The organism is Rhizobacter sp. P2_D12 (assembly GCF_056404395.1).
The window spans coordinates 48,362-59,915 of record NZ_JBFUEB010000010.1; the positions used below are offsets into that span (position 1 = coordinate 48,362).

Below are 11,554 nucleotides of genomic sequence, written 5' to 3' on the forward strand. Positions count from 1 at the left end.
GATCGGCGTCCGGGCTACGTCATGCGACGGCGACCGGGATCTTGCCGATCTTCGCCTGCCATTCCTTCGGGCCGGTGGTGTGCACCGAGGTGCCTTCGGAATCGACGGCCACCGTCACCGGCATGTCGCTGATCTCGAACTCGTAGATCGCCTCCATGCCCAGGTCGGCGAAGCCGACGACCTCGGCCTTGCGGATCGCCTTCGAGACCAGGTAGGCCGCGCCGCCCACCGCCATCAGGTAGGCCGACTTGTGCTTCTTGATGGCGTCGATGCCGGTCGGGCCGCGCTCGGCCTTGCCGATCATGCCGATCAGGCCGGTCTGCGCCAGCATCATCTCGGTGAACTTGTCCATGCGCGTGGCCGTGGTCGGGCCGGCCGGGCCCATCACCTCGTCGCGCACCGGGTCGACCGGGCCGACGTAGTAGATGACGCGGTTGGTGAAGTCCACCGGCAGCTTCTCGCCCTTGGCCAGCATGTCTTGAATGCGCTTGTGCGCGGCATCGCGGCCGGTCAGCATCTTGCCGTTCAGCAGCAGCGTCTCGCCGGGCTTCCAGCTCGCCACCTCTTCGCGCGTCAGCGTGTCGAGGTTGACGCGGCGGCTCTTGTTGTAGTCGGGCGCCCACTTGACGTCGGGCCACAGGTCCAGGCTCGGGGCTTCGAGGAAGGCCGGGCCCGAACCGTCGAGCACGAAGTGCGCGTGGCGCGTCGCGGCGCAGTTCGGGATCATCGCGACCGGCTTGCTGGCCGCGTGCGTCGGGTAGGTGGCGATCTTCACGTCGAGCACGGTGGTCAGGCCGCCCAGGCCCTGCGCGCCGATGCCCAGCGCGTTGATCTTGTCGCACAGCTCGATGCGCAGCTCCTCGAGCTTGTTCTGCGGGCCGCGCGCCTTCAGCTCGTACATGTCGATGTCCTGCATCAGCGAYTCCTTGGCCAGCAGCATCGCCTTCTCGGCCGTGCCGCCGATGCCGATGCCCAGCATGCCCGGCGGGCACCAGCCGGCGCCCATCGTCGGCACCGTCTTGAGCACCCAGTCGACCAGGCTGTCGCTCGGGTTCATCATCACGAACTTGCTCTTGTTCTCGCTGCCGCCGCCCTTGGCCGCGATCTGGATGTCGACCGTGTTGCCCGGCACCAGGCTCATGTGGAYCACSGCCGGSGTGTTGTCCTTGGTGTTCTTGCGCTCGAARTGCGGGTCGGCCACGATGCTCGCGCGCAGCTTGTTCTCGGGGTCGAGGTAGCCGCGGCGCACGCCTTCGTTGACCGCGTCTTCCACGCCGGCCGGGAAGCCCTCGAAGCGCACGYCCATGCCGATCTTCAKGAASACGTTGACGATGCCGGTGTCCTGGCAGATCGGGCGSYKSCCTTCGGCGCACATSYKCGAGTTGGTCAGGATCTGCGCGATCGCATCCTTGGCGGCCGGGCCCTGCTCGGTCTCGTAGGCGCGGGCCAGGTGGGCGATGTAGTCAGCCGGGTGGTAGTAGCTGATGTATTGCAATGCGGCGGCGACGCTGTCAACCAGGTCGGTGTAGCGGATCGAGGTCATGTGGCTATCCCGGAAAGTGGGCGGAACTGCGGAACAATCCGCGCGGGTGGGCGTGGCTGGAAGCCGCGAATTTTACTGAACAGGGGAGATTCCATGCTGAACAGCATCCGGCGCTTCATCGCGTCCGAATCGGCCGGCGGCGTCGTGCTGGCACTGGCCGCGGTCGTCGCCTTGATCGTCAGCAACTCGCCGTGGCACGACGCCTACCAGCGTTTCGTCGGCCTGCCGGGCGAGGTGCGCGTCGGCGGCGACCTGCTGGTGCTGGCCAAGCCGCTGCTGCTGTGGGTGAACGACCTGTGGATGGCGGTGTTCTTCTTCCTGGTCGGGCTGGAGATCAAGCGCGAGCTGCTGGCCGGCGAGCTGGCCTCGGTGCGACAGGCGCTGCTGCCGGCCGGCGCGGCCATCGGCGGCATGGCGGTGCCGGCCCTCATCTACGCGGCGATCAACCTGCGCGACCCGGTGGCGCTGCACGGCTGGGCCATCCCGGCCGCCACCGACATCGCGTTCGCGCTCGGCATCCTGATGCTGCTGGGCTCGCGCGTGCCGGCCTCGCTGAAGGTGTTCCTGACGGCGGTGGCCATCATCGACGACCTGGGCGCGATCGTCGTGATCGCGCTGTTCTACACCGCCGACGTGTCGCTCGCGATGCTGGGCGCCGCGCTGGCCGGCGGCGTCGTGCTGTTCCTGCTGAACCGCGGCCGGGTGAGGAGCGTCGGGCCGTACGTGGTGGTCGGGCTGGTGATCTGGGTTTGCGTGCTGAAGTCGGGCGTGCACGCGACGCTGGCCGGCGTGGCGACGGCGCTGGCGATCCCGTTGCGCGGCGGGGAAGAGGGGCACTCGCCGCTCGAGACCACCGAGCATGCGCTGCACCCGTGGGTGGCCTTCGCGGTGCTGCCGATGTTCGCGTTCGCCAATGCCGGCGTGTCGCTGCAGGGCGTGAGCTTCGCGACGCTGGCGCAGACGGTGCCGCTGGGGATTGCCACCGGGCTGGTGCTGGGCAAGGCGATCGGCGTGTTCGGCGCATCGTGGCTGCTGATCAAGCTGGCCGGCGCCGAGCTGCCGGCCGGTGCCAGCACGCGCCAGTTCTTCGGCGTGTGCGTGCTGTGCGGCGTCGGCTTCACGATGAGCCTGTTCATCGGCGCGCTGGCTTTCGAGGGCCGCGGCGGCGACTACGAGACCCAGGTCAAGCTGGGGGTGCTGTGCGGCTCGCTGGTGGCCGGCATCGCAGGCACGCTGTTGCTGCTCGGCAAGCGGTAGCCCGGATGCCAATCCGGGTGCGGCTGCGCTGAAATGCCCGGAATGTCTTCCGGGCTACGACTCAATGATCGCCTGCGCTCTTGGCCAGCAGCCGGTCGGTCATCGCGATCGCCATCGCCGACAGCAGGAAGGCGCAGTGGATCACCGTCTGCGCGATCAGCACGCGGTCGCTCAGCGCGTCGGCGTTGATGAACGTCTTCAGCAGGTGGATCGACGAGATGCCGATGATCGCGGTGGCCAGCTTCACCTTCAGCACCGAGGCATTGACATGGCTCAACCATTCGGGCTGGTCGGGGTGGCCTTCGAGGTTCATGCGCGACACGAAGGTCTCGTAGCCGCCGACAATCACCATGATCAGCAGGTTGGAGATCATCACCACGTCGATCAGGCCCAGCACCACCAGCATGATGGTGGTTTCGGTCAGCTTGGTGCCCTTGGCGGCCTCGCCGGTGACGCCGACCGCGGTGAACACCGCCTGCAGCGCGTTCTGGTTGCCGAACGCGGCCTCGATCAGGTGCACCAGCTCGACCCAGAAGTGGAACACGTACACCGCCTGCGCCAGGATCAACCCGAGGTACAGCGGCAGCTGCAGCCAACGGCTCATGAAGATGAGGTTGGGCAAGGGGCGCAGCTTGCTGTTGCTGTGGTCGGGGATCTGGGTCATGGGGGTGTGCAGGGATAGTCCGGTTGCCGGAAATTGTAGTTGGCGGACCATCCGGGCAAGACCCGGCGCCGCCGTCAGTCGTTCGTAAGAGCAGCTGTCTATCGTGCGTGCAGAATTCGCAAACCCGCAGAAGGAGACAAGCATGAGTTCCAGCGAACACAAGGTCTACGCGCCGCCGGCCGAGCTGGCGAAGGCCGCCCACGTGTCCGGCATGGCGGCCTACGACAGGCTGTGCGCCGAGGCCGAGGCCGACTACGAAGGCTACTGGGCGCGCCTGGCGCGCGAGCTGGTCAGCTGGAAGACGCCGTTCACGAAGACGCTGGACAGCAGCCAGGCGCCGTTCTTCAAGTGGTTCGAGGACGGCACGCTGAACGTCTCGTACAACTGCCTGGACAAGCAGGTCGAGGCCGGCCTGGGCGACAAGGTGGCCATCATCTTCGAGGCCGACGACGGCAAGGTGACGCGCGTCACCTACCGCGAGCTGCTCGCGCGCACCTGCCGCATGGCCAATGCGCTGAAGTCGCAGGGCGTCCGCAAGGGCGACCGCGTCGTCATCTACATGTCGATGTCCGTCGAGGGCGTGGTCGCGATGCAGGCCTGCGCCCGCATCGGCGCGACGCATTCGGTGGTGTTCGGCGGCTTCTCGGCGCAAAGCCTGCGCGACCGCATCGAGGATGCCGGCGCGGTGATGGTGATCACCGCCGACGAACAGCTGCGCGGCGGCAAGCAGCTGCCGCTGAAGGCCATCGTCGACGACGCGATCGCGCTCGGCGGCTGCGAGAGCATCAAGAGCGTCATCGTCTACCAGCGCACCGGCGGCAAGATCGCGTTCGACGCGAAGCGCGACCGTTGGATGCACGAGCTGACCGATGCCCAGCCCACAACCTGCGAGCCCGAGTGGGTGGGCGCGGAACACCCGCTGTTCCTGCTGTACACCTCGGGCTCGACCGGCAAGCCCAAGGGCGTGCAGCACTCGACCGGCGGCTACCTGCTGCATGCGGCGCTGACGACGAAGTGGACCTTCGACCTGAAGCCCGACGACATCTTCTGGTGCACCGCCGACATCGGCTGGGTCACCGGCCACACCTACATCGCCTACGGGCCGCTCGCGCTGGGCGGCACCGAGATCGTCTTCGAGGGCGTGCCGACCTATCCGGACGCCGGGCGCTTCTGGCGCATGATCCAGGACCACAAGGTCTCGATCTTCTACACCGCGCCGACGGCGATCCGCTCGCTGATCAAGGCCGCCGAGAGCAACGATGCGGTGCACCCGCGCAACTACCGGCTGGGTTCGCTGCGCATCCTGGGTTCGGTGGGCGAGCCGATCAACCCGGCCGCATGGGAGTGGTACCACGAGCACATCGGCGGCGGCCGCTGCCCGATCGTCGACACCTTCTGGCAGACCGAGACCGGCGGCCACATGATCACGCCGCTGCCGGGCGCCACGCCGCTGGTGCCGGGCTCGTGCACGCTGCCGTTCCCGGGCATCATCGCCGCGGTGGTCGACGAGACCGGCAAGGACGTCCCGAACGGGCAGGGCGGCATCCTGGTGGTGAAGAAGCCCTGGCCGTCGATGATCCGCACGATCTACGGCGACCCGGAGCGCTTCAAGAAGAGCTACTACCCGGCCGATTTCCAGGGTCGCTACTACCTGGCCGGCGACGGCGCGATCCGCGACGAGAAGACCGGCTACTTCACGATCACCGGGCGCATCGACGACGTGCTGAACGTCAGCGGCCACCGCATGGGCACGATGGAGATCGAGTCGGCGCTGGTGGGCTGCACCGAGCTGGTGGCCGAGGCCGCGGTGGTCGGGCGTCCGGACGACACCACCGGCGAGGCGATCTGTGCCTTCGTGGTGCTGAAGCGCCCGCGCCCGACCGGCGACGAGGCGAAGGCGATCGCCAAGCAACTGCGCGACTGGGTCGGCAAGGAGATCGGGCCGATCGCCAAGCCGAAGGACATCCGCTTCGGCGACAACCTGCCGAAGACGCGCTCCGGCAAGATCATGCGGCGCCTGCTGCGTTCGGTGGCCAAGGGCGAGGCGGTGACCCAGGACACCAGCACGCTGGAGAACCCGGCCATCCTGGAGCAGCTGGGCCAAGCCTACTGATCCGGTCCGCACCAAGAAAAAGCCCCGCGTCGCGGGGCTTTTTTTCATCTCAGTTGACGCAGATCACTTCAGCGTCAGGATCCACTGGACGAGTTGCTTGGCCTCGGCCTCCGAGACCTGCGTGTTGGCGGGCATCGGGACGGCACCCCAGACACCGGCGCCACCCTTGATGACCTTCTGCGACAGCTTGTCGACGGCGTCCTTCTGGCCGGCGTACTTGGCAGCGACCTCCTTGTAGGCCGGGCCGACGAGCTTCTTGTCGACGGCGTGGCAGGCCATGCAGTTCTTCTTCTGGGCCAGTTCGGGGTTGGCGAAGGCCGGTGCGGCTGCCACGGCGGACAGGGCGACGATCAGCGAAAGCAGCGACTTCATGATTTCCTTCCGAAGGGGTGGGGGCGATCGTGATTTACATTTCGATCACTGTGAGACACAACGAATTCTACGGGGCGCGGTTGACCGTTGCGTTGCGTAGGACAAGCTTCGAGGGCGAGGGCTGACCATGTATTTCGTCGTATTGGGCGTGTTGCTGCTGATCATGAAGGTCGCCGAGGTGGGGCCGGCCGCCGATTGGGGCTGGCTGGCGATCCTGTGGCCGTTCGGCGCGGCCGTCCTGTGGTGGATCTTCGCGGACAAGACCGGCTACACGAAACGGAAGGAAGTCGAGAAGATGGACGCGCGCGTCGCCAAGCGCCGCGAAGAGAGCCTCGCCCACCTGGGCATGGACAAGCGGGGCCGCCGCAAGAAGCGGAAGGTTTGAACGGGGCCCCCCAGGCGGCGCCGGTCGAAGCTCAGTCGATCTTGTCGAGAACAGCCCCCTGGCTCGCGCTGGCGGCGTTCTTGAAGAACTTGGCCATCACGCCGCGGGTATAGCGCGGCGCCGGAGCCTTCCAGGCGGCCCGCCGCTGCGCGAGCACCTCGTCGCTGACGTTCAGCTGCAGCGTCAGCGTGTGCGCATCGATGGTGATCGAATCGCCCTCGTGCACCAGCGCGATGTTGCCGCCGGCATAGGCCTCGGGCGCCACGTGCCCCACCACCATGCCCCAGGTGCCGCCCGAGAAGCGGCCGTCCGTCACCAGGCCGACCGATTCGCCCAGGCCCTGGCCGATCAGCGCGCCGGTCGGGGCCAGCATCTCCGGCATGCCGGGGCCGCCCTTCGGGCCCAGGTAGCGCAGCACCATCACGTCGCCGGCGACGATCTTGCGCGCCATGATGGCCGCGAGCGCCGACTGCTCGTCGTCGAACACCCGCGCCGGGCCGGTGATCACCGGGTTCTTCAGCCCGGTGATCTTGGCCACGCAGCCCTCGGGCGACAGGTTGCCCTTCAGGATCGCCAGGTGGCCCTCGGCATACATCGGCTTGTCGATGGTGCGGATCACGTCCTGGTCGGCGCGCGGCACGTCGGGCACGGCGGCCAGGTTCTCRGCCACCGTCTTGCCGGTGATCGTCATGCAGTCGCCGTGCAGCAGGCCGGCCTTCAGCAGCACCTTCATCACCTGCGGGATGCCGCCCGCGCGGTGCAGGTCGACCGCCAGGTACCTGCCCGAAGGCTTCAGGTCGCACAGCACCGGCACCTTGCGGCGCACGCGCTCGAAGTCGTCGATCGTCCAGTCGACGCCCGCCGCATGCGCGATCGCCAGGAAGTGCAGCACCGCGTTGGTCGAGCCGCCGGTCGCCATGATCACCGCCACCGCGTTCTCGATGGCCTTCTTCGTGACGATGTCGCGCGGCTTCAGGTCATTGCGCACCGCCTCGACCAGCGCCTTCGCGGCCGCCTTCGCGGTGTTGGCGGTCTCGTCGTGCGGGTTGGCCATCGTGCTGCTGTAGGGCAGGGCCATGCCCAGCGCCTCGAACGACGAGCTCATCGTGTTGGCGGTGTACATGCCGCCGCACGATCCGCTGCCGGGGATGGCGCGGCGCTCGATCTCGCAGAAATCCTGCTCGCTCATGTTGCCGGCGGTGAACTGGCCGACCGCCTCGAACACGCTGACGATGTTCAGGTCCTGGCCCTTGTAGCGGCCTGGCAGGATGGTGCCGCCATAGACGTAGATCGCCGGCACGTTGGCGCGCAGCATGCCCATCATGCCGCCGGGCATGTTCTTGTCGCAGCCGCCGACCACCAGCACGCCGTCCATCCACTGGCCGCCCACGCAGGTCTCGATGCAGTCGGCGATCACCTCGCGCGACACCAGGCTGTACTTCATGCCCTCGGTGCCCATCGCCATGCCGTCGCTGATGGTCGGCGTGCCGAAGATCTGCGCGTTGCCGCCGGCCTCCTCGATACCGGCCACCGCCGCGTCGGCCAGCTTCTGCAGGCCCGAGTTGCACGGCGTGATCGTCGAATGGCCGTTGGCCACGCCGATCATCGGCTTCTTGAAGTCGCCTTCCTCGTAGCCGAGCGCGTAGTACATGGACCGGTTGGGCGCGCGCGCGACGCCTTCGGTGATGTTCTTCGACCGGCGGTTGATGGGGGTGCTCATCGCGGGTGTCTCCTGGCAGGGGGCTCGGTGGGAAGCCGCCAGTATCGGCCGCGTGCAGAATGTCGTCCAATATATCCAGCGCCATCCATTGATATGCCTGCTGTATGAATGACGACTCCCGCGTGCCGCTGCCGGCGATCGAGCTGCGCGCCTGGCGCCAGTTCCTGGTGCTGGCCGACACGCTGCATTTCACGCAGGCGGCGCAGCGCCTGAACATGACGCAGCCGCCGCTGACGCTGGCGATCCGCCAGCTCGAGTCGCGCCTGGGCACGGCGCTGTTCGAGCGCACGCGCCGCCGCGTCGCGCTGACGCCGGYCGGGCAGGCCCTGGTGTCGCCGGTGCGGCAGCTGCTGCAGCAGGCCGCGGCGCTGGCCGACGTGGCGTCCGCGGCCGGCAGCGGCGCGGTCGGGCGGGTGCGGCTCGGCTTCGTGTCGACGGTCGGCTTCGGGCCCTTGCCGGGCTGGCTGCGCGATTTCCGGGTCGCGGAGCCGGGCATCAGCATCGTGCTGCGCGAGGCGACCACCGACGTGCAGCTGCTGGCGCTCGCGCAGGGCGAAGCCGATGCCGGCTTCGTGCTGCACGCGCCCGGCATCGCGCCCGGCAGCGGCCTGCAGCGCCTGTCTCTGGGCACCGAGCCGCTGGTGCTGGCCTTGCCGGACACCTCGCCGCTGGCCACGGCGCGCCGTCTCACGCCGCAGGCGCTGCTGGCCCAGCCGCTGATCATCTTCCCGCGCGCCATCGCGCCGTCGATCCACGATGCGGTGTTCGCGTTCTACCACCGGCATGGCGCGACGCCGGTGATCGGCCAGGAGGCGATCCAGATGCAGACCATCGTCAACCTGGTGTCGGCCGGCCTCGGCCTGGCCTGGGTGCCGGAGTCGGTGACGCAGCTGCAGCGCGCCGGCGTCGTGTACCGGCACGTGCCGCCGTCGCTGGCCGACAGCGCGCCGCGGTCCGAGACCAGCCTGGTGTGGCGCGGCGATGCCGGCCCGGTGGTCGAGCGTTTCGTGCGCTTCGTCGGCGCGTCGATGCCGGGCTGAGCGGCGGCTGAGGTATCGTTCGCCCCCATGCTTGTCCACCCGCATTTCAATCCCGTCGCCGTGCAGATCGGCCCGCTGGCCATCCACTGGTACGGCATCACCTACCTGGTCGCCTTCGGGCTGTTCCTGTGGCTGGCCTCGATCCGCGTGCGCCAGGCGCAGTTCGCGCAGGCCGGCTGGACGCGCCGCGACGTCGAGGACCTGCTGTTCTACGGCGTGATGGGCGTCGTGATCGGCGGCCGGCTCGGCTACGTGCTGTTCTACAAGCCCGGCTACTATGCAGCGCACCCGCTGGAGATCTTCGCGGTCTGGAAGGGCGGCATGGCCTTCCACGGCGGCCTGCTGGGCGTGATCGCCGCGATGGGGCTGTTCGCGCGGCTGCGCAAGCGCCCGTTCTGGCAGGTCACCGACCTGATCGCGCCCTGCGTGCCGACCGGCCTCGCGTCCGGGCGCATCGGCAACTTCATCAACGGCGAGCTGTGGGGCCGCTTCAGCGATCCCGACCTGCCCTGGGGCATGGTGTTCCCCGACTCCGGCAGCATGCTGCCGCGCCATCCGTCGCAGCTCTACCAGTTCGGCATGGAAGGGCTGCTGCTGTTCGGCGTCCTGTGGTGGTTCGCGCGCAAGCCGCGGCCGATGGGGCAGGTGTCGGGCGTCTTCCTGATCGGCTACGGCCTGTGCCGCTTCGTCGCCGAGTTCTTCCGCGAGCCGGATGCGTTCCTCGGGCTGCTGGCCTTGAACATGAGCATGGGCCAGTGGCTGTGCGTGCCGATGGTGCTGGCCGGCATCGTGCTGTGCGTCTGGTCGGCACGGCGCGGCCTGGGCAGCGACGGCAGCAAGGTGGCCGCATGAGGCAGGTCTTCTTCGATACCGAAACCACCGGCCTGAGCCCGGAGTCCGGCGACCGCATCATCGAGATCGGCTGCGTCGAGATGGTGAACCGGCGCTTGACCGGCAACAACAAGCACTTCTACGTCAACCCCGAGCGCTCGAGCCACGAGGACGCCGTCAAGATCCACGGGCTGACCGACGAGTTCCTGGCCGACAAGCCGCTGTTCTCGGCCATCGCCGACGAGCTGATGGACTACCTGTCGGGCGCCGAGATCATCATCCACAACGCAGGCTTCGACGTCGGCTTCATGAACGCCGAGTTGCGCCGGCTCGGCCGCCAGCCGTTCCCGGAGCACGTTTCGGGCGTCAGCGACAGCCTGCTGATGGCGCGCGAGATGTTCCCCGGCAAGTCGAACTCGCTGGACGCGCTGTGCAAGCGCCTGGAAGTCGACAACTCGAACCGCTCGCTGCACGGCGCGCTGCTCGACGCCGGGCTGCTTGCCGAGGTCTACATCCGCATGACGCGCGGGCAGAACTCGCTGGTGATCGATGCGGGCACCTCGTCGACGCAGGACATCGTCGTCGCGGCCATCGACCTGGCCTCGTTCGACCTGCCGGTGCTGCTGGCCGACGAGGATGAACTCGCGGCGCACGAGAAGCAGCTGGCCGACCTCGACAAGGCTTCCGGCGGCAAGACGKCATGGCGCCAGCTTGTGGCATAATCCAAGGCTTCGCAGCGATGCGAGGTTCTGCAACAGAGCCGAAAAATCGGGCGGTTAACTCAGTGGTAGAGTGCCACCTTCACACGGTGGAAGTCGCAGGTTCGAACCCTGCACCGCCCACCACCCGATCCAGAAGAAGGCAGCGTCCCGCGACACTGCCTTTTTTGCTTTTCGGGCGGCTATAGTTCCCCGCGCAGCACGCCGTTTCCTTCACCTTGCGACCGGCCGGTCGCTCACGGTACCGAGGCCATGCCCCCGACCCTCATCCAACGGGCCAGAACCCTGGCCGTGCTGTACACGCTCGGCGTGGCCGCCGCCGCATCCGCCGGCCCGATCGAAGGCGACCTGTTCGGCTACAAGCTGGCCGCGCCCTACACGCCCGGCGAGGCCACGCTGCAGCGCACGCGCGTGTCGCCGATGGTCGAGATGCTGGTCGACAGGCCCGAGAAGGGCAGCGAGTTCAAGGCGATCGAACTGCTGGCCACGCCGAAGAGCCTGCTGCTGATCAGCGTGCACGGCGTCGCCGATTTCCCCGACGAGGCCCAGGCGCGCGCCTTTGCGGCGCGCCAGGCGGCCCAGGTCAACGCCGCCTATGGCGACAAGTGCCCGAAGAGTCCGTCGTTCATGAACGACGTGCTGAAGCTGGCCTGCCCGGGCGGCATCGAGCTGTCGGTGTCGTACTACCCGCCCGACGCGGCGCGCACCCAGCACAAGGTGCACCTGGGCCTGCGCCTGTCGCCCGACAGCGAAGGCGGACGCCGCCTGAACCGCCTGGCGGAACAGGAATCGACCACCCCGGCGGCTGCCGCGGCCAGCGATGTGGATTCGGCGCAACGCGGCGACGCCAAGCCCAGGTCCGACTCCCCGCCGATCAAATAGATGGAAATGGCGCCCGAAGCGCGTCCAT

At 68.1% G+C, this 11,554-nt stretch carries 11 protein-coding genes and 1 tRNA gene; 8 read left to right on the forward strand and 4 right to left on the reverse strand.

What is annotated here, in order from left to right; genetic code table 11:
* Nucleotides 1–19: 19 nt before the first annotated feature.
* On the reverse strand, nucleotides 20–1,543 hold the full coding sequence (locus tag AC1DYN_RS05000) for a fumarate hydratase (RefSeq protein ID WP_477958007.1): 1,524 nt from the start codon (nucleotides 1,541–1,543) through the stop codon (nucleotides 20–22).
* A gap of 93 nt (nucleotides 1,544–1,636) precedes the next feature.
* Here AC1DYN_RS05000 and nhaA point away from each other — a divergent pair, with 93 nt between their 5' ends.
* The gene (gene nhaA, locus AC1DYN_RS05005; protein ID WP_477958008.1) at nucleotides 1,637–2,800 is read left to right on the forward strand and encodes a Na+/H+ antiporter NhaA; all 1,164 of its coding nucleotides are present in this window, start codon (nucleotides 1,637–1,639) and stop codon (nucleotides 2,798–2,800) included.
* A 61-nt stretch (nucleotides 2,801–2,861) separates the two neighbouring features.
* Here the strand turns inward: nhaA and AC1DYN_RS05010 are convergent, their stop codons facing one another.
* Nucleotides 2,862–3,464 carry a YqhA family protein gene (locus AC1DYN_RS05010; protein WP_477958009.1) on the reverse strand — a complete coding sequence of 201 codons (603 nt, stop codon included), beginning with the start codon at nucleotides 3,462–3,464 and terminating at the stop codon, nucleotides 2,862–2,864.
* Between the two features lie 142 nt (nucleotides 3,465–3,606).
* Here AC1DYN_RS05010 and acs point away from each other — a divergent pair, with 142 nt between their 5' ends.
* Nucleotides 3,607–5,577 carry an acetate--CoA ligase gene (acs, locus tag AC1DYN_RS05015; RefSeq protein ID WP_477958010.1) on the forward strand — a complete coding sequence of 657 codons (1,971 nt, stop codon included), beginning with the start codon at nucleotides 3,607–3,609 and terminating at the stop codon, nucleotides 5,575–5,577.
* Nucleotides 5,578–5,640: 63 nt separating this feature from the next.
* Here the strand turns inward: acs and AC1DYN_RS05020 are convergent, their stop codons facing one another.
* The gene (locus tag AC1DYN_RS05020; protein ID WP_477958011.1) at nucleotides 5,641–5,949 is read right to left on the reverse strand and encodes a c-type cytochrome; all 309 of its coding nucleotides are present in this window, start codon (nucleotides 5,947–5,949) and stop codon (nucleotides 5,641–5,643) included.
* 127 nt (nucleotides 5,950–6,076) lie between these two features.
* On the opposite strand from AC1DYN_RS05020, the gene AC1DYN_RS05025 reads away from it, so the two are divergent.
* The gene (locus AC1DYN_RS05025; protein ID WP_477958012.1) at nucleotides 6,077–6,334 is read left to right on the forward strand and encodes a TIGR04438 family Trp-rich protein; all 258 of its coding nucleotides are present in this window, start codon (nucleotides 6,077–6,079) and stop codon (nucleotides 6,332–6,334) included.
* Between the two features lie 31 nt (nucleotides 6,335–6,365).
* On the opposite strand, the gene ilvD is transcribed toward AC1DYN_RS05025, so the two are convergent.
* Nucleotides 6,366–8,054 (reverse strand): dihydroxy-acid dehydratase, encoded by a 1,689-nt coding sequence (gene ilvD, locus AC1DYN_RS05030; protein ID WP_477958013.1) that lies wholly within the window; start codon nucleotides 8,052–8,054, stop codon nucleotides 6,366–6,368.
* A 104-nt stretch (nucleotides 8,055–8,158) separates the two neighbouring features.
* Here ilvD and AC1DYN_RS05035 point away from each other — a divergent pair, with 104 nt between their 5' ends.
* The 5 genes from AC1DYN_RS05035 to AC1DYN_RS05055 all read left to right on the forward strand — a co-directional run bounded on the left by AC1DYN_RS05035 (nucleotide 8,159) and on the right by AC1DYN_RS05055 (nucleotide 11,526).
* Entirely contained in the window at nucleotides 8,159–9,094 is a 936-nt protein-coding gene (locus AC1DYN_RS05035) for a LysR family transcriptional regulator (protein ID WP_477958014.1), read from the forward strand.
* Between the two features lie 27 nt (nucleotides 9,095–9,121).
* The gene (lgt, locus tag AC1DYN_RS05040; RefSeq protein ID WP_477958015.1) at nucleotides 9,122–9,946 is read left to right on the forward strand and encodes a prolipoprotein diacylglyceryl transferase; all 825 of its coding nucleotides are present in this window, start codon (nucleotides 9,122–9,124) and stop codon (nucleotides 9,944–9,946) included.
* The gene (gene dnaQ, locus AC1DYN_RS05045; protein WP_477958016.1) at nucleotides 9,943–10,647 is read left to right on the forward strand and encodes a DNA polymerase III subunit epsilon; all 705 of its coding nucleotides are present in this window, start codon (nucleotides 9,943–9,945) and stop codon (nucleotides 10,645–10,647) included. Before lgt ends, dnaQ begins: the two co-directional genes overlap by 4 nt.
* A 48-nt stretch (nucleotides 10,648–10,695) precedes the next feature.
* Nucleotides 10,696–10,770: transfer RNA gene (locus AC1DYN_RS05050), tRNA-Val, on the forward strand.
* Between the two features lie 126 nt (nucleotides 10,771–10,896).
* Nucleotides 10,897–11,526: a hypothetical protein gene (locus tag AC1DYN_RS05055; RefSeq protein WP_477958017.1), complete on the forward strand. Its 630-nt coding sequence runs from the start codon at nucleotides 10,897–10,899 to the stop codon at nucleotides 11,524–11,526.
* The last annotated feature ends 28 nt before the right edge of the window (nucleotides 11,527–11,554 follow it).

Bases quoted from the DNA above. Each gene is read 5' to 3' on its own strand.
- lgt (WP_477958015.1), top strand. From the start codon at position 9,122: ATGCTTGTCCACCCGCATTTCAATCCCGTCGCCGTGCAGATCGGCCCG.
- nhaA (WP_477958008.1), top strand. From the start codon at position 1,637: ATGCTGAACAGCATCCGGCGCTTCATCGCGTCCGAATCGGCCGGCGGC.
- acs (WP_477958010.1), top strand. From the start codon at position 3,607: ATGAGTTCCAGCGAACACAAGGTCTACGCGCCGCCGGCCGAGCTGGCG.
- AC1DYN_RS05025 (WP_477958012.1), top strand. From the start codon at position 6,077: ATGTATTTCGTCGTATTGGGCGTGTTGCTGCTGATCATGAAGGTCGCC.
- AC1DYN_RS05055 (WP_477958017.1), top strand. From the start codon at position 10,897: ATGCCCCCGACCCTCATCCAACGGGCCAGAACCCTGGCCGTGCTGTAC.
- AC1DYN_RS05020 (WP_477958011.1), bottom strand. From the start codon at position 5,949: ATGAAGTCGCTGCTTTCGCTGATCGTCGCCCTGTCCGCCGTGGCAGCC.
- AC1DYN_RS05010 (WP_477958009.1), bottom strand. From the start codon at position 3,464: ATGACCCAGATCCCCGACCACAGCAACAGCAAGCTGCGCCCCTTGCCC.